This window comes from Kineosporia corallincola (genome assembly GCF_018499875.1).
GTDB classification, from domain to species: Bacteria; Actinomycetota; Actinomycetes; order Actinomycetales; family Kineosporiaceae; genus Kineosporia; species Kineosporia corallincola.
Map to the genome: position 1 here is coordinate 60739 of NZ_JAHBAY010000018.1, position 22497 is coordinate 83235.

The window sequence follows — 22497 nt, forward strand, 5'->3', positions numbered from 1 at the left end:
CGGGCAGGATCAGAACACCATCCGCAGGCGGCTTAGGGGAGCCTAACCTTAGAGCACGGTACGGGAACGTTCCAGCAGGCCAAATTCTGGGTCAAGGGTCTGTCGGTGCTGACAAAACGCAGCACCCCGGCCTCCTGGGGAGACCGGGGCGCCCGAGCGGGACGGATCAGATCACTTCGTGTCGACCTTGATCGTCATCGAGGTCTTCTTCTGCTTGGTCACCTCGATCTTCACCCCGGCGTCCGCCACCTTGACGCCGTGGTCGAGCTGAACCTCGTCGAAGTAGTCCTGGGTGTCGTCGAAGAGCGGGTTGCCCGGCAGCTTCTTGATCTTCGTCTTCACGCCGTTGGTGTGCAGCGTGATGCTGTCGGTCTTGTTCAGGCCGAACGGCGCGTCGTAGATCTGCACCCGGGTGCGGAACGGCACGCCGTCGCTGCGGTACAGCGTGTCCGGATGGGCGTCGATGTTGAGGTTCCGGCCCTCACCCGGGTGCACGCTCACGTCGTTGTCGCTCTGCGAGGTGTCCCAGTAGGTGACGAGCAGCCCTTCCTGGTAGGGGAAGTGCTCCACATAGTCCGGCTTGGTGGTGGCCCAGCCGAAGTTGTAGGGGCCGGTCTTCAGGTACTGGTCGTAGCTGACGTACGACCGGTGGGCGGCGATGTAGTAGTTGTCGTACTCCGCCGTCTCAGTACCCGTGGTGCGCACGAAACCGGTTGCCGTCCAGGCCGTGTCGGCCGTCTCCGCACCGTCCTCGAACACCCCGTCCACGGCGATGTCGTCGAGGAACAGGCCGGCCGGGGCCGTGGCGTCGTTACCGGCGACCGCGCCGTCGGTGGCGTAGCGGAAGCGCAGGCTGACGGTCTTGCCGGCGTAGGCCGACAGGTCGAAGGTGGCGGGCTGCCACCCGTCGCTGGTCCCGTCGATGACGTCGCCCTCGGCGGCGGTGGTGATCGAGCCGGGGATCGCCTCGAAGCCGCTGCCGTCGTCCACCTCGACGTAGCCGTAGTCGCAGGCGTCCGGACCGCAGTCCTCGATGTTCCAGCTGGCCTGGAAGGTGAGCTCCGGCGAGCCGGTGGGCACCTCGACGCTGCGGGTGAGCGTGTTGTTCAGGTCGTCGCCGCTGCCGCTGTACCACTCGTACTCACCGGCGGCGGGCGGCACCAGCTCGCTGGTGACCTTCTTCTTCGGCAGCACCACCACCGCGGCCTGCGGCTTGGCGGTGTTGTACTCCTCCGGCCCGAGGTCGATGGTGCGCTTCTCGCCCATCGTCACGGTCTCGTAGTCGAGCCAGCCGAGCTGGAGCTTCTCCCAGGCACCGATGTCGCCCGGCTTCTCGCCCAGGGCGTCACCCTTGGCCCCGAGCCGGCTCTGCGCCATCAGCGACCACCACTCCACGGCGTTACCCACGCCACCGGAGATGTCGTAGTTGTCGGGCAGCCCCAGGTCGTGGCCGTACTCGTGGGCGAACACGCTGAGCCCGCCGTTCTCCGGCTGGATCGTGTAGTCACCCACCCACAGGCCGGTGTCGCCGATCTGGGTGCCGCCCAGCTTGTTGTCCGCCGGGCCGGTGCTGCCGGCCTGGTTGTAGTTGACGTACCAGCGGTGGCTCCAGATCGCGTCCTCGCCCTGCTGCGGGTCACCGTCGGCCTGGTCGCCACCGGCGTGCACGATCTGGAAGTGGTCGAGGTAACCGTCCGGCTCGTTGAAGTCGCCGTCACCGTCGTAGTCGTACCGGTCCCACTGGTCGAACTCGGCCACCGCCGCCTTGATCTGGGCGTCGGTCTGGCCGGCGGCCTTCTGCTCGTCCACCCACGCGCTCAGCGCGTCTTCGAGCAGGGCCCAGGTGTTGCTGCACGTGGACGACGCGCACGGGTAGCCGTTCGAGCGGCCGTACCGGGCCTCGTTGTACGGCACCTTGACCCAGTCGGTCACTGTGCCGTCCACGCTGTAGCGGCCCGACGACTGCGTCTCGTAGTACGTCTTCAGCGAGTCGCCGTCACCGAAATAAAGGTCCTGGTAGTGCTTCTGGTTGTAGTCCGCCTGCCAGACCGTGGAGTTGTCGTCCTTGGCCGGCTCCGGGATCTTGTTGTGCAGCGGCCCCTCGAACGTGGTCGGCCCGGCCGTGGTCGGGTCGGTGTCCTGGTCGGGGTAGTTCGGGTGCCGCTGGTCGCCGAACTCGGCCAGCACCACGAAGATCCGGTCGGTCTGCTCCCGGGCCAGCTCGACGTACTTGTCGTCGTCCTTGCCCTTGCTGCCGGTCAGCTTCACGACCTGGCTGCCGTTCTTCTCCTGCACCGTCGCGTCGCCGTTCATCACCTGCGCCAGCGCCGACTGCCGCAGGGCCGTGGCCTTGTCCTGCTGCGGGCTGCTCAAGGCATCGGTGCCGGCGACCTGATCGACGTCGTTGACGGCGGGCTGCCCCAAGGGCGCGGCTGCCACCGCCGTACCGGGAAGCGCGAGAGCCGCGCTCCCGGCCAGTGAGAGGGTCGCTAGACCCACCAGGACCTTTCGCACACAGACCTCCGAGTCCAGCGATCCCACGGTCCAGGCGCCGAGGGATTCTGTGGAGAACCTAAGCAAACTATGTGCGTCCCTTAAAGGTGTTTGCGGTAACTAATCTGGTTCGCGGCAAAAAATTGCGTTACAACCCCTTCGTCACAGGACGGCGCCCCCGGGATCGTCCCGAGGGCGCCGTCCTGCCGATGAACCGTGATCAGGGAGTGGTGACCTTGATCGTCATCTGCGTCTTCTTCTGATCCAGCACCTCGATCCGCACTCCCGCACCACGCACCTTCACGCCGTGGTCGAGCTGGACCGGGTCGAAGTAGTTCTGTGTGTCGTCGAACACCGGGTTGCCGGGCAGCCGGCCGACCCGGGCCTTCTCCCCGTCGTCGTGCAGGCCGATGCGGTCGGTCTTCTTCAGGCCGAACGGCGCGTCGTACATCTGCACCCGGGCCCGCCAGGGATCGCCGTCACTCTGGAACAACGGCGCCGGATGGGCGTCCACGTAGAGGTTGCGGCCCTCCCCCGGGTGCTGACTGACGCTGTTGTCGGACTGCGACAGGTCCCAGTAGGAGATGAGAAGCCCTTCCTGGTAAGGGAAGTGCTCCACGTAGTCCGGCTTGGTGGAGGCCCAGCCGAAGTTGTACGGGCCGGTCTTCAGGTACCGGTCGTAGCTCACGTGCGACCGGTGGCCGGCGATGTAGTAGTTGTCGTAGGCGAGCGTCTCGGAGCCGTTCGTCCGGCTGAAACCGTCCGCGGTCCAGGCGCTGTCGTCCTGCTCGGCGCCGTCCTCGAAGACCGTGGCGACCTTGATGTCGTCCAGGAACAGCCCGTCCGGCAGCCCTTCCACCTCGCCGCCGACGGCCGGGTCGGTGCGGTAGCGGAACCGCAGCTTCACCGTCTTGCCGGCGAAGGCCGACAGGTCGAACGTGGCCGGCTCCCAGCCACCGCTGTACCCCTCGATCCCGTTGCCCTCATCGGATTTCGTGATCGAGCCGGGCAGCGCCGTGAAGCCGCCACCGGCGTCCACCTCCACGAAGGCCTGGTCGCAGACCTCGTCGCCGCAGCTCTCGATGTTCCAGTCGGCCTGGAAGGTCAGCTGCGGCTTGCCGGCCGGCAGCTTCACCGAGCGGGTCAGGGTGCTGTCCAGGTCGTCGCCCGATCCGCTCCACCATTCATAGCTTCCGGTCAGGGGTTTCACCAGCTGCCGGGTGACCTGCTTGGGCGGCAGCACCACCACCGCGGCCTGGGCCCGGGCGGTGTTGTACTCCTCCGGGCCGAGCTCGATCACCCGCTCCTTGCGGTCGGGCGGCACGATCTCGTAGTCCAGCCAGCCCAGGAACAGCTTGTTCCACGCGCCGAGATCACCGGCCCGGGTGCCGATCGGCTCGCCCTGGCCGCTCAGACGGCTCTGCGCCATCAGCGACCACCACTCCACCGCGTTGCCCACACCGCCGGCGATGTCGTAGTCGTCGGGCAGCCCCAGGTCGTGGCCGTACTCGTGGGCGAACACGTCCATCCCGCCGTTCTCCGGCTGCATCGTGTAATCGCCCACCCACAGCCCGGTTCCACCGATCTGCGTGCCGCCGAGCCGGTTGCCCGCCGGGCCGGTGCTGCCGGTCGGGTCGAGGTTCACGAACGACCGGTGACTCCAGATCGCGTCCTCACCCTGCTGCGGGTCCCGGTCGGCCTGGTCGCCACCGGCGTGCACGATCTGGAAGTGGTCGATGTACCCGTCCGGCTCGTTGAAGTTCCCGTCACCGTCGTGGTCGTAGCGGTCCCACCGGTCGAACCCGGCCACGTCCTGCTTGATCTGGGCGTCGGTGCGGCCTGCCGCCTTCTGCTGCGCCACCCACGCAGTCAGGGCGTCCCCGAGCAGGGCGTAGGTGTTGGAGCAGACGATCCCGCCGCACGGGAAGCCGTTCGAGCGGCCGTACCGGGCCTCGTTGTACGGCACCTTGACCCAGTCGGTCACCTCGCCGTCCACGCTGTAGCGGCCCGAGGACTGCGTCTCGTAATAGGTCTTCAGCGACTCGGCGCCCGGCCAGTCGCCGAAATACAGGTCCTGGTAATGCTTCCGGTCGTAGTCCGGCTGCCAGACCGTGCGGTTGTCGTCCGGCCCGGGTCGCGGGATCCGGTTGTGCAGCGGCCCGTCGAAGGTGGCCGGCCCGGGCGTCGTCGGGTCGGTGTCCTGGTCCGGGTAGTCCGGGTGCCGCTGGTCGCCGAACTCGGCCAGTACCACGAAGATCCGGTCGGTCCGTTCCCGGGCCAGTTCGACGTACTGCCCGTCGTCGTCCCCGTTGCCCCTGGCGTCACGGGCGCTGAGGGTCTTCACCCCGTCGCCCGCCAGTTTCACCACCTTGCTGCCGTTGATCTCCTGAACCTCGGCCTCACCGTTCAGCACCTGGCTGAGGGCCTTCTCCTTGAGGGCCCGGGCCTTCTCCTGCAACGGCACCGCCAGGTCGTCGTGCACCACCTGTTCGGCACGGGCGCCGTCGGGCGGCGCCACCGGGGTCACGGCTCTGGTCGCGACCGGGGCCCCGGTCGCAGCCGAGGCCCCGGTGGCGCCGGCGGTCAGCGCGGAGCCCCCGATCACGGCCACACTCACTAGTCCCAGCAGGACTTTTCGATTCAATTCGTCCCCCGACGATCTGGTCGACCCGCCTCGTCCCCCATGTGACGAGGTCCCGCCAGATCCTGCCGGTCGGGCGCGGAAGGCGTCCCGCGTGTCACCGCGCATTGATCCGTTTGCCCGGCCGCCCGCACGCAAACGGACGAGGCGGCCCGGTCCCGTTTCCGGGGCCGGACCGCCTCAGCGTTCTGGTCGGTGGTTCAGGCCGACTTGTCGCGCCGCTCCCGCGGCTTGCGCACCGGCGCCTCACGCGGCACCAGCGTCGGGTTCACGTTCTCCAGCACCACCTCACGCGTGACCACGCAGCGGGCCACGTCGTCACGGCTGGGCACGTCGAACATCACCGGCAGCAGCACCTCTTCGACGATGGCCCGCAGGCCTCGTGCCCCGGTGCCCCGCAGGATCGCCTGGTCGGCGATCGCCGCGAGGGCGTCCTCGGTGAACTCCAGCTCCACGCCGTCGATCTCGAACATCCGCTGGTACTGCTTGACCAGGGCGTTCTTCGGCCGGGTGAGGATGCGCACGAGCGCCTCCCGGTCGAGGTTCGAGACCGTGGTGATCACCGGCAGACGACCGATGAACTCGGGGATCAGCCCGAACTTCAGCAGGTCTTCCGGCATCACGTCGGCGTACGAGTCGGCGTCGGCCTTGGGCTGGTGCAGCGGGGCACCGAAACCGATGCCGCGCTTGCCCACCCGAGACTGGATGATCTGGTCCAGCCCGGCGAACGCCCCACCCACGATGAACAGCACGTTGGTGGTGTCGATCTGGATGAACTCCTGGTGCGGGTGCTTACGGCCACCCTGCGGCGGCACCGACGCGGTGGTGCCCTCCAGAATCTTCAGCAGGGCCTGCTGAACACCCTCGCCGGAGACGTCCCGGGTGATCGACGGGTTCTCCGACTTGCGGGCGATCTTGTCGACCTCGTCGATGTAGATGATCCCGGTCTCGGCCTTCTTGACGTCGTAGTCCGCCGCCTGGATCAGCTTCAGCAGGATGTTCTCGACGTCTTCACCCACGTAACCGGCCTCGGTGAGGGCGGTCGCGTCGGCGATGGCGAACGGCACGTTCAGCATCTTGGCCAGGGTCTGGGCCAGATACGTCTTGCCGCAGCCGGTCGGGCCGATCAGGAGGATGTTCGACTTGGCGATCTCGACCGGCTCGTCGCCGCGCCGGCCGGGCTCGCCCGCCTGGATCCGCTTGTAGTGGTTGTAGACCGCCACCGCGAGCGACTTCTTCGCCGGCGTCTGCCCGACCACGTACTGCTCGAGGAAGTCGAAGATCTCCTTCGGCTTCGGCAGCTCGACCAGGCCGAGTTCGCTGGCCTCGGCCAGCTCCTCCTCGATGATCTCGTTGCACAGGTCGATGCACTCATCGCAGATGTAGACGCCGGGACCGGCGATGAGCTTCTTGACCTGCTTCTGGCTCTTTCCGCAGAACGAGCACTTCAGCAGGTCGCCACCGTCTCCGATGCGTGCCACGCGCTGTCCTTCCTCCGGGGGGCTTGCTGGCGGTCGCCCGTCGGCATTCGACCGGCCCCAGCACCATTCAACGCCACTGGGACGCCGCTGTCAGCGGCACCCCCTGTTCAGTCGGCGTGTCAGGCGCCGGGCGGGGGCGGCGTGGAGACCTGCACGCCCTTACGGCTGGTGAGCACCTGATCGACCAGCCCGTACTCCAGGGCCTGCTGAGCGGTCAGGATCTTGTCGCGCTCGATGTCTTTCTGCACCTGCTCCGAGGTCTTGTTGGAGTGCAGTGCGATGGTGTCTTCGAGCCAGGTGCGCATGCGCAGCACCTCGTTGGCCTGGATCTCGATGTCCGAGGCCTGGCCGTAGTCGCCACCCGACATCGCCGGCTGGTGGATCAGCACCCGGGCGTTCGGCAGCGCCAGGCGCTTGCCCTTGGTGCCGGCCGCCAGGAGCACGGCGGCGGCCGAGGCCGCCTGGCCCAGGCACACCGTCTGGATCTCCGGCTTGACGTACTGCATGGTGTCGTAGATTGCCGTAAGAGCCGTGAACGAGCCACCCGGGCTGTTGATGTACAGGGTGATGTCGCGGTCCGGGTCCTGGCTCTCCAGCACGATCAGCTGCGACATGATGTCGTCGGCCGAGGCGTCGTCCACCTGCACGCCGAGGAAGATGATGCGGTCCTCGAACAGCTTCGTGTACGGGTCCATCCGCTTGAAGCCGTAGGCCGTGCGCTCCTCGAAGTTCGGGAGCACGTAGCGGCTGCTGGGCGCCGCGATCTGCGGGGCGGCGCTGCGACCGGAACCCGGCAGGTGAAGGCCTGCGTGGTGGTCGGGGTAGCTCATCGGGTCACTCCTGTCCGGGAGGTCTTGCTGGGGTGGGGACGTGCGGATCGGGCTGCCGGTGCTGCTGAACTGCTCATGCTGCTCAGGCGCCGGTACCGCCGCCACCGCTGACGTCACGGGCGGAGCGGACCACGTGGTCGACAATGCCGTATTCCAGGGCTTCCTGCGCGGTGAACCAGCGGTCGCGGTCGGAGTCCTTGGTGATGGTCTCGACCGTCTGCCCGGTCTGCTCGGCGATCAGCTCGGCCATCTGCCGCTTGATGTGCAGGATCTGCTCGGCCTGGATCTTGATGTCGGTCGCCGAGCCACCGATGCCGCCCAGCGGCTGGTGCATCATCACGCGGGCGTGCGGGGTGGCGGAACGCTTGCCCTTGGCACCCGCGGTGAGCAGGAACTGCCCCATCGACGCCGCCAGGCCCATCGCGATGGTCGCGACGTCGCAGGAGACGTACTGCATGGTGTCGTAAATCGCCATGCCGGCGGTCACCGAGCCACCGGGCGAGTTGATGTAGAGGTAAATGTCCTTGTTCGGGTCTTCCGCCGCGAGCAGCAGCATCTGGGCGCAGATCGCGTTCGCGTTCTCATCGCGCACCTCGGACCCGAGGAAGATGATCCGGTCTTTCAGCAGGCGGTTGTAGACGTGGTCGTCGTAACCCATACCGGGCGACGCCGTGCGGGCCACCGGCTGGTCGAACGAATTCGTCGCCGGGTTGCTCCCCGGAACGATCAAGTGGCTCACGATGTCGCTCCCCAAAACGTTGGCACCAATCCCCGGGCTACCGGGGAGTCCGGGTGACCACCCGGTGCATTGACCCTAACGCGGACCACTCCCGGTGATCCTCCCCTACCGGCCGTTGTTCGCTGTGGGCGCATCAGGGCCAACGGTGCATCAGCCAGATGGCCTCTGACCAGGCGACACGCTGATCGTGACGGGCGCGCCACCGCGACAACGGGCGTCAATCGGCAGTTTTCGCACGCTCTTTTAACGGTGGACGGCGAGAACCGGGATCTGCGGAAAGCAGAACCGGCACCCCGAGCGGGTCAACTGCCCTGGGGTGCCGGTTCTGCTTTCTTGGCGTGAGCTGTGGATCAGAGGGTCGGCAGCGCCGCCGGGTCGGACGAGGAGGCCTTCTTGCTCTCGGTCTCCTCGGTGCTCTCGGCCTCGACGACCTCGGCCTCGCCGGCCTCCTCCGCCTCGGGGCTGGCCGGGAAAAGGGCGGACAGGTCGATGGCGTTGCCCGACTCGTCCTTCACCGTGGCGCGCTCGAGCACCTGGGCGAGGGCCTTGCGGCGGCCGACCTCGGCCACCATCGACGGCACCTGGCCGGCCGAGTCGACGGCCTTGATGAACTCGTTCGGGTCCATCCGGTACTGCTGGGCGCTGGCGAGCAGGTACTCGATCAGCTCCTGCTGGCCGACCTGGACCTCTTCCTTCTCGGCGATCGCGTCGAGGAGGAGCTGGGCCTTGAACGCCTTGCGGGCCTCGACCTCGACCTCCTCGCCGTGCGGGTCGCCCTCTTCCTTGCCCTCCTGCTCGAGGTGCTGCTTGACCTCGGCGGCGATGATGCCGTCGGGCACGGGGATCTCGACACCCTCGAGCAGCTTCTCGAGCAGACGCTCGCGGGCCTGGATGCCCTGCTGGTACTTCGCCTCCTGCTCGGCCTGCTCGGAGAGGCTGGCGCGCAGCTCCTCCAGCGTGTCGAACTCGGACGCCATCTGGGCGAACTCGTCGTCGGCCTCGGGCAGCTCGCGCTCCTTCACCGACTGCACGGTGACGGTGACGTGGGCTTCCTCACCGGCGCGCTCGCCACCGGCCAGCGGGGAGTCGAACGTGGTGGTCTCGCCGGCCGACAGGCCCGGGAGCACGTCGTCCATGCCGGCCAGCATCTCGCCGGAGCCGACCCGGTAGGACACACCCTTGACCGAGTCGATCTCCTCGTCGCCGATCTTGGCGGAGATGTCGATACTGAGGAAGTCGCCCTCGGCGGCCGGGCGCTCGACGGTGACCAGCGAGCCGAAGCGCTCGCGCAGCGTGTCGAGACGCTCGTCGACCTGCTCGTCGCCGATCTTCACGTCTTCGACGGTGACCTCGACGGCGTCGAGCTCGGGCAGCTCGAACTCGGGACGGACGTCGACCTCGGCGGTGAAGGCGAGGTCGCCACCCTCGGCCGGGTCGGGAACGGAGGTCACGTCGACCTCGGGCTGGCCCAGCGGGCGGATCTCGGTCTCCTGCACGGCCTGCGTGTAGAAGCCGGGAAGCGCGTTGTTCACGGCCTCCTCGATCACGACGCCGCGGCCGAACCGCTGGTCGATGATGCGCGGCGGCACCTTGCCCTTACGGAAGCCGGGGACGGTGACCTGCGACGCGATGTTCTTGTAGGCCGCGTCCATGCTCGGCTTGAGTTCGTCGAAGGGCACCTCGACGGTGAGCTTGACCCGGGTGGGGTTGAGGGTCTCGACGGCGCTCTTCACGAGGGGACTTCTCCTGGCCTTTGGACAACTGAGGACGATGGCCGCGATGTCGCCCCGGTCCGGCTGTCGCTTCGCGCGTGCCCGAGAGCAGATCGGCATCATGGCCTTCGGCACATCCTAGCCGCGCCGGGAAGACGCGCAGGACATGCCCGGGCCGCCCGTGCCGATTTCTCGGCCGGGCAGCTGGATCAGGACTATGACCAGCCCTGATGCCAACGCATCGCTGCGCTCGTCGGGGTACCCGGATTCGAACCGGGGGCCTTCCGCTCCCAAAGCGGACGCGCTACCAAGCTGCGCCACACCCCGCCAACCCGCCGCCGGAGGCCCATCGTGTGCGACCGACCGGGTGACAGGCAGTAGGCTACGACACGACGGCTGAGCCGTTCGCCAGGTTTCCGGGTTTGCCTCGGGAACCTGACGGGCGAATCAGCACGTGCGGGTGTAGCTCAATGGTAGAGCCCCAGCCTTCCAAGCTGGTCATGCGGGTTCGATTCCCGTCACCCGCTCCACGACGAAGGGCCAGGTCGGAGGCGCATCGCCTCCGACCTGGCCCTTCGTCGTGGAGAGGACCATCGGCCGCCGGGCCACATGGGCCACCGACGGGCCATAGTTCTGCGCAGAACCACTCTGTCCTGGTGTCGTGCTTAATACTGGTCAGGTGGAGAAGCGAGCGAGTTACATGCGACGACGCCCGGTCGCGCTCCCCCAGTGCCTGGCTGAGCTCTCAGGTCCGGTACACGGCCAGATCGAACTACCACTGACCCTGGCCTGGACCGGCCGCCGCACCTACGACCTGGACTCCCCTGCCGACCTCGCAGTGCTCTACGAACGCATCATCGTCGAGGCAACCGGCAGCTCCGACCTGGAAGCCCTGCTGAACGAGGCACTACTCACCCGCATCTGGCACCTGCTCTACCTGCCCGCCCAGACGCGCAACCGCTGGGAATCCGAGTTCCCTGAGCTTGCCCAGGCCGCATAAACCACCTCGATGGACGACTTCCACGAGCATCTGGCCCGCACAGCACTGGCTCGTATCGGCCGGTTCGGCTTCGCCCCGGCCGGCGGATACGCCGTCCAGGCCCACGGTTTCCTCGAACGCCTTTCCGAAGACATCGACCTCTTCACGACCGTGGACGCCGAAGAGCACTTCGATGCTGCGGTCGCCGAAGCGATCGGTGCCTATGAAAGCGTCGGCCTCAATGTCGTGATTGCCATTCAGCAGCCAGGTTTCGCCCGGCTGGTAGTGACCGATCCGGCGGGTGCCCGATCCTCCAAGGTGGAACTGGGAGTGGACTGGCGGGCACACCCACCGGCGACCCTCGATGTCGGGCCGGTGCTGCACCAGGACGACGCCGTCGCGAACAAAGTCACCGCCCTCTACTCACGAGCTCAAACGCGCGACTACATCGATGTCGACGCGGCTCTGACCTCTGGCCGGTACACCGGACCCGAACTGCTCGCCCTGGCACTCGAGCACGACCCTGGCTTCGAGCCCAAGCTCTTCGCCAACGCGCTCCACGCCGTGCGTCGCCTTCCAGCCGCCGAGTTCGCGGCCTACGGCCTCGACGAGCAAGCGACGGCCGACCTCACCTCGCGACTGACAACCTGGGCAATCACCATCACCGACCCCTGACCGAGGTCGGCGCCGTGCCAGATACGTGCCATATCGGGAGGACATGTGAGCGCGCTCCAGGCTGCTCAGAGCATCCGACGACGCCGAGAATGCGCGGGTGGAGCCACCGCATCGAGGGCTTCTGAGCTAATCGTGCGGGTTCGATCCTGATCAGCGAGGCCCCGTTGACCGCCCAGCTCCCGCCGAGCATCCGCCCCGCCGTCCGGACCCTGTGGGACTACCACGACCTGCACCACGTCCTGAAACCCTCCGACGTCGGGATCGGCCTCGGAAGTCACGACCTGGGCGTGTCCACCTGCACGGCCCAGCTCTACTTGGCCGGCACCATCCCGCTGATCGTGTTCACCGGCGCGAACGCCCCCACGACCCTCGAGCGGTTCCCCCGGGGAGAGGCGGTCCACTACCGGGAGCACGCGCTGAGCCTTGGTGTGCCGGATGAGGTGATCCTGGTCGAGCCCGAGGCCCGGAACACGGGCGACAACATCACGCTGACACGGGAACTCCTGCGAAGCCACGGGACCGAGCCGAAGTCCCTCACGCTGGTCTCGCGCCCGTATCAACAGCGCCGGGCGTACGCGACGTGCCGCAAGCTGTGGCCGGAGGTCGAGACCGTGCAGTGCGCCTCCCTGCCTCTGGCCCTGGACGACTACGTGGCCGGCATCGGGGACGCCGACCGCGTGGTGAACATGCTCGTCGGCGACACCCAGCGGATCGAGGTCTACGCCGAAAAGGGTTTCGCCATCGAGCAGCCCATGCCCGACGAGGTGCGCGATGCCTTCCGCCAGCTCGTCGAGGCCGGGTACACGTCCCGTCTGATCTGACGGCTCACCGGACGCGGACCGCTCTGCTGCTGCGTTGACCTTTGAGAAGTCAAGGCGACCGCTTCGTGGCCGCACCCGCCGGGCGTCCCAGTGTCTAGCGCCCCAGCAAGGTCGCCGGGGCTAACCAATTCTGGCGGCGGTAACCACGCCGTCCACCAACCAGAGATTGGTCCGGTCCGGCCGAAGATCCATCCGAAGGTATTGACACCTGCCATCGATGGCCACCGCGCGAGTGGTCCGACCGAGAGCTGCTTCATGACGGTCAGCCTCAGGGCGCGACCTCCCTACGACGTCCGGCACGTCTGGGTAGGGACTGCCGATGCGGCACACCGCGGGTCGCGCTCCACTCGGTCCGACAGTGCCATCGATTGCCGCTGAAGCGGACGGACGCACCACGGCCTCTTCGGAGGTGACGGATCGGTTCCCAGAGCAGCCAGCCGGCAACATGGCAACGATGCTGAGCGTCCAGGCCACTGAAGAGAGTCGTCTCATCCTCACGGAATCGGAGCACAGTTCAACGCGCTTGACAGGCTAATCACCTGAGGCGCACGGCTCACCTTCCGGTACGTTCCCAGCCCCGATTCCGGAAGCCGACCCACTCCAGAATGCGCTTGGTCCCGGCCCGTACAGCAAAATCGGCTGTGTTCCCGAACTGGCCGAAGTCCTGACTCTCACTGCTGCCCGACTCCTGCCAGCGGATCTCTAGACGAGAGGCCGCAGGCTCGGCACACCGGCGAGAGCATCTCCTTCAGACGAAATCATCTCCGGCACAAAGACATTCGGCCCGTCTCGGCCACTCTGACGTCACGCCCTCACCAGCAGCGGCGCGCGTAGGAGCAGGCGCGGTGCGCCTCGCTGCCGCCGCCTCTGGACGAGTACGTCAGCAGCAATTGGTGGACGCCGGTGGCACCTCACGTCTGATCTGAGAGTTCTCACCGGGAAACGTGAGGACGGCGCTACCCTGGAACGGCGATCGCATCGTCAAGGGCCTATGGGAACGAAGGCGCAGGGATCCGCCGGTGGCCACGCGCCGCCGGAAGCACTGTAACCCGCAAGGGGCGAGCCGGTTCGAGTCCGGTATTCGGTGCGGTCGCTTCCCATCACGGACGCCATACTCACCTTCCATGGATCTCGACGAGTACCAGCGTGGTGCCCTGCGCACAGCGGCGCCGCGCGACCGGAAGAACGAGCTGCTGCACCTGGTGCTCGGTCTGGCGGGTGAGTCGGGCGAGGTGGCCGAGAAGTTCAAGAAGTGGGTGCGCGACCTGGACAGCGACGAGTCCCGGCTCGACCGGGCCGGTGTGGCCGGGGAACTCGGCGACGTGCTCTGGTACGTGGCCGTTCTCGCCGATCACCTCGACCTCTCCCTCGACGACATCGCGGCGGCCAATCTAGCCAAACTGGCCGACCGGCAACGACGTCAGGTGCTGGGCGGCAGCGGCGACGACCGCTGACACCCGCTCGCACCGCGGCTCAACCGGCCTCCGGCCCCGGTTCAGGTCCGGTGTCCTGCCCCGAGTGCTGCATCCGTCCCAGTGACCAGCCGTCGACCGCGGCCAGGCGACCGCGCCACAGGATGCCGCCCTCGGGCACCAGGCCGTCCGGGCCGGACAGGAGCCGGGCGGCGGCCAGATGGATCCACTCCGGCGACCGGACCAGGCTCATGGCCGCCGCGTAGTCGTCGGCCACCGTCGCCATCGCCTCGCCGGCCCGGGCCCGGTCCGCGCGCCGGCCCCGGTACTCGTCACCGAGGCTCGCGAACACCGCGGCCAGGGCGGCCTCAGCGGCCGGGGCGGGCCGGGCTCTGTCGGTGCCCGGCCGGATGACCTCGTCCATCAGCTCGGCCCACCGCCACGAGGCGACCAGGGTGCCCGAGATGACCAGGCCGTTGATCGTCAGCATCACGCCGGGTTCGAACACCGACGCCGTCTCCTGCGCCTCGGCGATGTCGACCAGGGCGACCAGCGCCTCGTCCACCGGGCCTGCGTGCTCCGCCATGGGTCCGCAGCGTAGCCGGGCCGGGCTGCCCGTCCACCGGAATGTCGAGGTGGCTCACGGCGTCCGTGTCCGCCCCGGCGGCGGTTGTCAGCAACGTGGTGACCTGACGCCGGTGGGCACGGTTGACCTGCCGCTTCCCGTGCGGGCGGGGCAGGCGGGCGCACTCGTCGTCGAGGTGACCGCGGCGGCGGTCACGGGCCTGGTTCAGGAGTTTCTTCTGCTGCGGGGTCATCCTTGCCCCGCTCCGTGTCGTCATGACGCAGAAGCATCACCGCCCCGGGCCCGGCGCGCAACGAATTATTTCTCCGCCCCCGGCGGGCGCTGCGCCTGCACCTGATGCTCCACGTCGCGAAACCCCAGCGCCCGGTAGAGCCTGATCGCGTGATAGCCGGGATCGGCCACCATGACCAGCTTTTCGGCCTCCAGCCGGTCGAGGCCCCAGCAGCCCAGCCGGTGCACCAGCGCGGAGGCCAGGCCCTGACGGCGGAAGTCCGGGTGGGTCTCGACGTTCTGGAACCGGGCCACCCCGAGGCCGTCGCTGAAGAGGCCTGCTCCGCAGCGCATCTCACCGTGGACGAAGGCCCCGAACCAGGCCCCGTGCCCGGCCTCGACGCCGGACCGGTACTCCGCCGCCTTGCGGGCCGCGAACTCGGCGAAGGCGGGATTGTCACCGGCCCCGTGCAGCGCCAGCCGCAGGCGCACCAGCTGCGCCCAGTCGTCGTCGCCCCGCAGCGCCCGGATCTCGGCGTGATCGGCCGGCCCGGCCGGCGGAACCAGAGCGGTGGCGGTCATCACGGTGTCGACCAGAATCTCGAAGCCGAGCGCCGCCAGGCCCGCGCCGTCCTCAATTTCGCCGTCCACGTTGTCGAGCCCCAGGGCCACGTGCGCGGCCTGCGGGAACTCCCGGGCGAACTCGGCCACCCAGCCCGGCCACTCCCCCACCTGCGGCCGCTCCCGCAACAGCAGGTAATTACCCCACCAGTAGTGCGGATTGGCCGGGGTGCGCACGACCAGGTGCGAACCCCGGTCCGACACCTGGGAACCGCCCAGGCGACGCATCATCAGGTCAGTGCGATAGCCGAGTGAGGTCACCTCCACGGCCGGAATTCTAGTGATCACCCCTCGCCCGGAGACGCTCCTCGAAAGAACGGTGCAGATCCGGGGCCATGGAGTGCCGTCAGCACGCCGGCAATCCCGGGGCCTCCTCCGGCTCGGTGCGGATCCCGATCAACGAAACCGCGTGCCTGACCCGGCTCAGCACCTCGTCCCCCGTGGCCCCGGTCGCCATCACCCAACCGCACCGGTCGTCCGATCCGCTCAACGGAACCACCAGATCCCCGACCGCCACCATGGTTTCGCAGGCTGTCACCCCCGGTGCCGCCGCGGCCCGGTCCCATCCCTCCAGCGCCGTCACCCGGCCGGGCCGGGCGGTCACGAACCACACCGCCGCCGCACCGGATCCCGTGCCGACCACGGCGGGCTCGCGCTTCGCGATCTGGCGGGCGAACAGATCACGCGGGTCCGCACCGATCACCGACCGCACCAGATCGTTGATCCCGTCACCGCCGTAACGGTTGTGGGACTCGACCACGCGCGGGCCGGCCGGGGTGAGGATGAGTTCCGTGTGTGCCGGCCCGTCGACGAGCCCCACCCTGCCGAGGAACTCGCGGGTGGCCTCGACGAGCGCGTCCCGATCGGCGGCGCTCACCCGGGCCGGCACCAGGTGCCCGGCCTCTACCAGATTCTCCCCGACGAACTTCTCGGTCACCTCCAGCACCTGGTGCACCCCTTCGAAGCTCAGGGTCTCGACACTGAATTCCGGTCCGTTCAGGAACTCCTCGGCCAGCAGTGTTCCCGGCCGGTCCTCGATCCGGGCCCTGACACCGGGCAGGTCCTGCGGTCCACGCAGCACCACGACCCCTTCGCTGCCGGTGCCGTCCCGCGGCTTGACGATCACCGGGAACCCGGCCTCCTGCACGAAGAACCGCAGATCCTCGGGCGTCTCGAGCAACCGGGCCAGCACCCCGGCACCGTTCGCGGCGAGGACCTGGCGCATCACGGCCTTGTCCTTCAGCATCAGGACGGTCTCCAGCGAGTTCGGCCCGAGCCCCAGGGCGTGGTTGATCCGGGCAGCGCACGAGAGGAACCGCTCACGCAGCGAGACCACCCGACTGAAGGGCGAATCCTGATGCAGCGCAGTGGCTCTGCGCACCCAGAAGTCCTCGTCGACGGTGTCCGCCAGCCATGCCTCGGCACACACCGCCTGATGACCTCCGGTGAACTCGTCGGGAGTGCCGGCGAAAATCACCCGGACCCCGGCCCGGTGGAGCGCCCTCGGCAGACGGGTGCCGCCCCCCAGCACGAGAACGGTCGGTGGCTCGCTCATGAAACGCCTTCCGGTACAGGTGCCGAGGGAACGGGGACGAGACGGATCGCCACCCCGGCGACGGCGAAGATCAACCCGGCCAGCACCCAGCCGGCACCGCCCGCCAGCGGGCAGAGCGTGAGCAGGACCACGGGGGCCAGGGCGTTGCCGGCGCCCACGCCGGTGCCGAAAACGCCCTGATACCGGCCGATCGCATGGTCCGGGGCCAGCTCGTAGGAGAACTCGAAAGAGGCTGCCGCGTGCCACAGTTCGCCCAGAGTGTAGACGGCCGTGGTCACCAGGAGCGCGACCGTGGCCCACCAGGCCGAGAGATGGGCGGTGAGCGCGAACGCCGAGCAGGTGATCAGGAACACCGCGCCCGAACGGGCGAACCACCGGCGGGCCCCGGCCAGACCCGTCGCGGCCCGGCTGGCGGCCACCTGCAACATGACGATCATGACGGTGTTCAGCACGAGCAACCCGGACACCACCCAGGCCGGGGCCCGGGTGTACTGCACCACCCAGATCGGCAGCACCGTCGCCAGCACGCCGTAATGCATTGTCATCACACCGTTGACCGCCGTCACCGCCAGGTAGCGGACGTCCGGGAAGTTCCCGGACGGGCCCCCACCGGGCGCGGGCGGAACCGGCGCGAACCTCGGCAGGAACAGCCCGAAGACGCAGGCCGCCAGCGCGAAGGTGAGAGCATCCAGCAGCAGGGTGGAGCGGTAGGCCGCAGATGTGTCGAACTGCACGGCGACCCCGGCCGCCAGTGCCCCCAGCGACACGCTCAGATTCGTGGCCGAGCGGATCATCGCCCGCAGCCGCGCCCGGTCCTGCCCACCGATTCTTCCGGTCAGCACGCTGCGCAGTGTGCGGCTGGCCTGCTCGGTGACCCCGCTCAGGGTGGCGACCAGGAGAAATCCGGCGACATCGCGCACGACGACCAGCAGGGCCATCCAAACCGCCTCGGCCAGCAGAAAGACCACCGCCAGCCGCCGGGGATCGAACCGGTCTGCCAGGTGCCCGACCGGGATCCCCACCGCCAGGCCGACCACACCGGCCACGCTCAGGCCCGCCCCGACCTGCCCCAGCGGAAGCCCGACCACCCGGACCAGATAGATGACGCCCACCACATGGAACAGCCCGGATCCGAAGCTGTTGACGAAAGCCCCTGCCAGGAGGTGTCTCCCGGGTCCCGGGGCAGGAAGGAAGTCAGTCCGCCGGGGTATCACCCGGCGTAGAGGGAGCACGAACCGCACACCGCCAGCAATCTCATCCGTGGTTCGCACCAGCCGTGACACGAGCCCTGTCGACTCGGACCGATCCGGCCGAGACGCCCAAATCGGGCTTATCACTCATAGTCCGCAAGTCACATTCGGTCAACTATTGACGGAACACTGGGTGACGCTTAGTTTACCGAGCCGTAGGAGGATTCCGGCCTGCTCCTGCCCGAGCTCGATCAGGCCGTGTCGGCCCGACTGTTTCGGCAGGCCGCCCCTGTTCACTTCACCGACCGTCGGCCGCGGCACCCCTTTGCCGAGACCGACCGCAGTGCGCCGTCAGCACGAGGAGATGCTCTTGATGGACGTTTACGACATCGTCGGGGTCGGCTTCGGCCCCTCGAACATCGCGGTCGCCATTGCCGCCGAGGAGTCAGGAACACCGCTGTCCATGGCGTTCTTCGACCGCCGGGAGAAGTTCTCCCGGCACGCCGGGCTGATGTTCGACGGCGCAGAGATGCAGGTTTCCTTCTTGAAAGACCTTGTCACCCAGCGCAATCCGCGAAGCCGCTTCTCGTTCCTCAACTACCTCACCGAGCGTGGCCGGCTGGCCGACTTCATCAACCTGCGCAGCTTCTACCCCACCCGGGTGGAGTTCAACGACTACTACACCTGGGCCGCCGGGCAGTTCGAGAACTCCGTTCACTGGAGCAGCGAAATCGTCTCGGTGGCACCGGTGCCGGACGACGGAGCCGATGACGTCGAGTACCTCGAGGTCACGGTCGAGGACACGGCCACCGGTTCCCGGCGGACGGTGCGCACCCGCAACCTGGTGATCGCCCCGGGTGGGTCACCACGCGTACCCGAGGGCGTTCACCCCGGGAGCCGGGTGTTCCACGCCAGTCAGACCGCCGACCGGCTGGCCCGTGACTTCACGGATCACGAGGCGCCCTATCACTTCAACATCGTCGGTGGTGGCCAGACCGCGGCCGATGTGTTCATCCATCTGCGCCGCAGCTACCCGCAGGCCCGGATCACCACCAGCATCCGCGGTTTCGCGATACAGGCCGAGGACGACACCCATTTCGTCAACGAGCTCTTCTCGCCGGAGATGCCCGACTGGTTCCACAGCCGGGAGCCGGAGTTCCGTGAGCGCCTGCTGAAACGCTACTCGCTCGCCGTGCACACCGGAGTGAGCTACGACCTGATTCCGGCGATCTACCGCGAGTACTACGAGGACAAGGTCACGAACTCCGGCAGACTGCGCATGATGCGGTTCTCCGAGCTGGTCGCCACCCACGAGTCGGACCTCCGGGTGCGGGCGACGTACCGCGACCTGGAAGGCGGACCGGACACCGAACTGGATTCCGACGCGGTCGTTCTCGCGACCGGTTACGACTATCCGACGCCGGTTCCGTTCCTGGCCTCCTGCGAGAAGTTCCTGCATCATGAGGAGGACTCCTCGTACACGGTTCGGCGCGACTACGCGATCGAGACCGGACCGGCCTTCCGGCCCCGGATCTTCCTCCAGGGATTCGCCGAGAAGACCCACGGTTTCAGCGAGGTGCTGCTGTCGCTGATGCCGTTCCGCGCCGCCGAGATCGTGGCCTCCCGGTACGACGCCGCCACCCTGGTCGGTGCCGAATGACGGCGGCGAGCGCCTCCGACGCACTTCCCGGCGATCTGCTCGCGCCGGGAGCAGGCGGCCCGTGGCACGGGCGGGCCCGCACGGCCCGCGCCGAGGAGCTGTCGGCCCTGACCGGTGCTCTGAGGCGAGCCGGGACGGTTGTGGAAGAGGACGTCCCGACAGTGGTTTTCGTCTATCCGGGGCTCGGCGTCGGGCAACGGCACTGTGAGCTGTCCGGCTGCACGAACCAGCTGCTGCTGCTGAGCACCGCGCACGCCCGCCTCGGCCGCCTCGGCGTGCGTGCCTACGCGGCCTCCACCGAACCCGCCGCGAACCACGCCCACCTGACCGCCCTGCGCGACCGGATCGCCGTGGTGTCGCCCGAGGAGGCGGCTCGCCTTCCGTTCACCGACCAGGACGACGGCCGCTACCTGCTGCGGACCACGTTCGTCCTCGGCGGTCCCCGGAACGGGCTGGTGATCGAGGAGATCGACGACAGCGTCGAGCACACCCAGGCGGTGATCGGCACCATGATCACGGATCGGGTCCGGCAGTGGGAGGCCGTCGCCGGCCGGACGACGCGGTCGGACGGCAGCGACATCGAGTTCTACCCCAACGGGGCCGACTCCTACGGCATCACCGCCTTCGGCGCCGGCCCGGCGCTGGTGGCCAAGACCGGTCCCCGCGACGTGATCCTGGCGGAGAGCGACTTCACCGGACGCGTCAACCAGATCCTGACCGCCGCCGGGCATCCGGTGCTGTTTCCCCGGTCCTGGGGCACCCTGGTCGAGGGAGAGCAGGCGACGGCCCTGATGGAACGGGTCGACCCGCGACCGCTCGACCAGACCGTCTTCCGGGACGAGGCCTGCTGGGAAACGGTTTCCACCGCGATGTCCGACCTGGAGGGGCACCTGGGTCTTCTGGACAACCTGTACCGCGCCACCTGGCGCCCGGAGTCCCCCGGTGTGGCCCGATACCTCTACCGGGACCGGTTCCCCGCGATCGTCGCCCATCCGGGGTTCCGGTCGGCGGTGGCCGAGCTCCTTCCCGGCTGGGACACCGCGGACCTGCTCGGGGCGAAGGTGCTGCTGCCCGGTGGAGCGGTGGTGGCCGGCTGGACCGCGGCCACCACTGCTCTCGCCGGGCACACGGAACGGCTGGTCCCGGACGGCGGATCGCTCATCCACGGCGATCCGCACCTGCGTAACCTGCTGCGCCGGGACGACGGTGGCGCCTGCCTGGTCGACCCGCGCACGGTCTGGGACGGGCACCGTCGCGAGGACGCGGGATTCGCCGATCCGGCGTACGACGCCGCCACGCTGCTGCACAGCGTCTTCCCGATGAGTGCCGTCCTGCACGCGGTCGACCGGAACGACCACGCCGGCCTGCTCCCTGCCCTGCCCGGGGCCCCCGGCCCGGTACTGGACCTGAGCGGGCTCGCCCTGCCGTCCGCCGCCCTCGACGGCGTACGCGACCTGGAGCAGGTCCTCGTCACCCACCTGCTCCGGCTGCCCCGGACCGGAACGCCGGAGGTGTATCTCGCCCGGCTCCGGGTCGGAGCGGCCAACGCCCTCGCCGGATGGTTGAAGTACGCCAGGTCGCTGCCCGATGCCCGGACCTGGCTCGCGGTGTACGGATACACCGTCTGGTACCTCGACCGGGCCCTGAGCGCACTCGCCCCGCAGGAGTCCCGATGACCGAGCACGTCGTCATGATCAACTCCGGCAAGGCGGACGCCCTCGACGCCCTGTTGCGGGTAGCCCCGCGGGCGGATGTCGACGTCATCACCGAGAAGTCGTACGTCGCCATGTATCCGGCGGGGACCCGGCTGCACCTGGTCGAGGACATCGGCCGGCTCGACCAGGTGCGGGAGACCGCGCTGCGACTGCACCGGCAACCCATCAGTCACGTGGTGGGCCCGTCGGAGCGCAGCATCCAGGCCGCCGGCTACCTGCGGTCCTTCCTCGGGCTGCCCGGGATCCCGTACGACGTCGCCAACCGGATGACGAACAAGGCGGTGATGAAGGGCGCGCTCGCCGCCCGGGGCATCGCGGTGGCCGAGCACCTCAGCGCGGTCTCCGGACCGGGCATCGTGGCGGCGGCCGAGGCCCTGGGCTGGAACGTCGTGGTGAAACCCGTTCTGGGGACGGGGTCGATGAACACCTTCGCCCTGTCCGGTGAGGCGGAGGTGCGCCGGTTCGTCGCCTCCGCGCAGGCGTCCACGCTGACCGGGGCGTCCTGCCCGGTGCTGGTAGAGAAGTTCGTCGCCATGCAGGCCGAGTACCACGTGGATGCCGTGGTGTCCGGCGGGGAGGTGCTCTCGGCCAACGTCTCCCGCTATCTCGAACCGCTGCTGGGGCACATCGCCGACGTCTCCGGATCGTTCACGATGCCGGCGGACGATCCACGGGTGTCCCGGCTGAGAGCGCTGCACCAGGAGGTGGTCACCGCCCTCGGGCTCGGCACCGGGGTGACGCATCTCGAGGCCTACGAAACCGAGGCCGGATTCCTGGTCGGCGAGATCGCCTGCCGTCCCGGTGGCGGCGGCATCGTGGACGCGGTCGAGATGCAGACCGGTGTCGACCTGTGGCGTTCCTTCATGGAGACCGAGCTCGGGCTTCCTCTCACGCCGCCCCGCCCGGACCCGCCGCACGCGGACCGGCTCGTGGTGAACCTCGACCTGCCGATCCGCCCCGGCCGGATCACCCGGATCTCCTCCGCCCAGGAGCTCTCCGGTCTGGACGACCTGATCCGGGTGGACGTCAGGGCGAGCGCCGGGGACCGGATCGGCACCCGGCTGCACTCCTCGTCGGCGACCGGATTCGTGTTCCTCGCCGTCACCGATCCCGAGACGGCGTACCTGCGGGCGAAGGAACTCGCGGTGCGGTTCGAACTGAGCGTGGAGTAGGCCGT

General features: G+C 68.5%; 17 protein-coding genes and 2 tRNA genes. 8 read left to right on the forward strand and 11 right to left on the reverse strand.

Going from position 1 to position 22497, the window contains the following annotated elements:
* Positions 1-171 precede the first annotated feature (171 nt).
* The 7 genes from KIH74_RS31810 to KIH74_RS31840 all read right to left on the reverse strand — a co-directional run bounded on the left by KIH74_RS31810 (position 172) and on the right by KIH74_RS31840 (position 10223).
* Entirely contained in the window at positions 172-2514 is a 2343-nt protein-coding gene (locus KIH74_RS31810; RefSeq protein WP_372492155.1) for an immune inhibitor A domain-containing protein, read from the reverse strand.
* Between the two features lie 199 nt (positions 2515-2713).
* Positions 2714-5098 carry an immune inhibitor A domain-containing protein gene (locus KIH74_RS31815; protein WP_214160117.1) on the reverse strand — a complete coding sequence of 795 codons (2385 nt, stop codon included), beginning with the start codon at positions 5096-5098 and terminating at the stop codon, positions 2714-2716.
* 236 nt (positions 5099-5334) lie between these two features.
* Positions 5335-6615, reverse strand: a complete 1281-nt coding sequence (gene clpX, locus KIH74_RS31820; protein WP_214160118.1) for an ATP-dependent Clp protease ATP-binding subunit ClpX — start codon at positions 6613-6615, stop codon at positions 5335-5337.
* 119 nt (positions 6616-6734) lie between these two features.
* Positions 6735-7445, reverse strand: a complete 711-nt coding sequence (locus KIH74_RS31825; protein ID WP_214160119.1) for an ATP-dependent Clp protease proteolytic subunit — start codon at positions 7443-7445, stop codon at positions 6735-6737.
* Between the two features lie 82 nt (positions 7446-7527).
* A complete protein-coding gene (locus tag KIH74_RS31830; RefSeq protein ID WP_214160165.1) occupies positions 7528-8103 on the reverse strand; it encodes an ATP-dependent Clp protease proteolytic subunit in 576 nt (191 codons plus the stop codon).
* Positions 8104-8534: 431 nt separating this feature from the next.
* The gene (gene tig / locus KIH74_RS31835) at positions 8535-9917 is read right to left on the reverse strand and encodes a trigger factor (protein ID WP_214160120.1); all 1383 of its coding nucleotides are present in this window, start codon (positions 9915-9917) and stop codon (positions 8535-8537) included.
* 232 nt (positions 9918-10149) lie between these two features.
* Positions 10150-10223 (reverse strand) — tRNA-Pro (locus KIH74_RS31840).
* Between the two features lie 129 nt (positions 10224-10352).
* Here KIH74_RS31840 and KIH74_RS31845 point away from each other — a divergent pair.
* The 5 genes from KIH74_RS31845 (at position 10353) to KIH74_RS31865 (ending at position 13825) form a co-directional block, all read left to right on the forward strand.
* Positions 10353-10426, forward strand: a tRNA-Gly gene (locus tag KIH74_RS31845).
* Positions 10427-10575: 149 nt separating this feature from the next.
* Positions 10576-10896 carry a hypothetical protein gene (locus KIH74_RS31850; protein ID WP_214160121.1) on the forward strand — a complete coding sequence of 107 codons (321 nt, stop codon included), beginning with the start codon at positions 10576-10578 and terminating at the stop codon, positions 10894-10896.
* 9 nt (positions 10897-10905) lie between these two features.
* Entirely contained in the window at positions 10906-11550 is a 645-nt protein-coding gene (locus tag KIH74_RS31855) for a nucleotidyl transferase AbiEii/AbiGii toxin family protein (RefSeq protein WP_214160122.1), read from the forward strand.
* A gap of 164 nt (positions 11551-11714) precedes the next feature.
* On the forward strand, positions 11715-12371 hold the full coding sequence (locus KIH74_RS31860; protein ID WP_214160123.1) for a YdcF family protein: 657 nt from the start codon (positions 11715-11717) through the stop codon (positions 12369-12371).
* 1124 nt (positions 12372-13495) lie between these two features.
* Entirely contained in the window at positions 13496-13825 is a 330-nt protein-coding gene (locus KIH74_RS31865; RefSeq protein WP_214160124.1) for a nucleoside triphosphate pyrophosphohydrolase family protein, read from the forward strand.
* Between the two features lie 19 nt (positions 13826-13844).
* On the opposite strand, the gene KIH74_RS31870 is transcribed toward KIH74_RS31865, so the two are convergent.
* The 4 genes from KIH74_RS31870 to KIH74_RS31885 all read right to left on the reverse strand — a co-directional run bounded on the left by KIH74_RS31870 (position 13845) and on the right by KIH74_RS31885 (position 18092).
* On the reverse strand, positions 13845-14369 hold the full coding sequence (locus KIH74_RS31870) for a GvpU-like protein (protein ID WP_214160125.1): 525 nt from the start codon (positions 14367-14369) through the stop codon (positions 13845-13847).
* Between the two features lie 297 nt (positions 14370-14666).
* Positions 14667-15467 (reverse strand): GNAT family N-acetyltransferase, encoded by an 801-nt coding sequence (locus tag KIH74_RS39040; RefSeq protein WP_214160126.1) that lies wholly within the window; start codon positions 15465-15467, stop codon positions 14667-14669.
* 79 nt (positions 15468-15546) lie between these two features.
* Entirely contained in the window at positions 15547-16755 is a 1209-nt protein-coding gene (locus KIH74_RS31880) for an ATP-grasp domain-containing protein (RefSeq protein WP_214160127.1), read from the reverse strand.
* Positions 16752-18092, reverse strand: coding sequence for an MFS transporter (locus tag KIH74_RS31885; RefSeq protein WP_308114055.1), 1341 nt, complete (start codon positions 18090-18092; stop codon positions 16752-16754). The genes KIH74_RS31880 and KIH74_RS31885 overlap by 4 nt, the downstream gene beginning before the upstream one ends.
* 226 nt (positions 18093-18318) lie before the next feature.
* Between KIH74_RS31885 and KIH74_RS31890 the strand changes: the two genes are divergently transcribed.
* Genes KIH74_RS31890 through KIH74_RS31900 form a run of 3 tightly spaced genes read left to right on the forward strand, consistent with a single transcriptional unit; the run spans position 18319 to position 22492 of the window.
* A complete protein-coding gene (locus KIH74_RS31890) occupies positions 18319-19605 on the forward strand; it encodes a lysine N(6)-hydroxylase/L-ornithine N(5)-oxygenase family protein (RefSeq protein WP_214160129.1) in 1287 nt (428 codons plus the stop codon).
* Positions 19602-21281 (forward strand): phosphotransferase family protein, encoded by a 1680-nt coding sequence (locus tag KIH74_RS31895; protein ID WP_214160130.1) that lies wholly within the window; start codon positions 19602-19604, stop codon positions 21279-21281. Before KIH74_RS31890 ends, KIH74_RS31895 begins: the two co-directional genes overlap by 4 nt.
* On the forward strand, positions 21278-22492 hold the full coding sequence (locus KIH74_RS31900; RefSeq protein WP_214160131.1) for an ATP-grasp domain-containing protein: 1215 nt from the start codon (positions 21278-21280) through the stop codon (positions 22490-22492). Before KIH74_RS31895 ends, KIH74_RS31900 begins: the two co-directional genes overlap by 4 nt.
* Positions 22493-22497 lie beyond the last annotated feature (5 nt).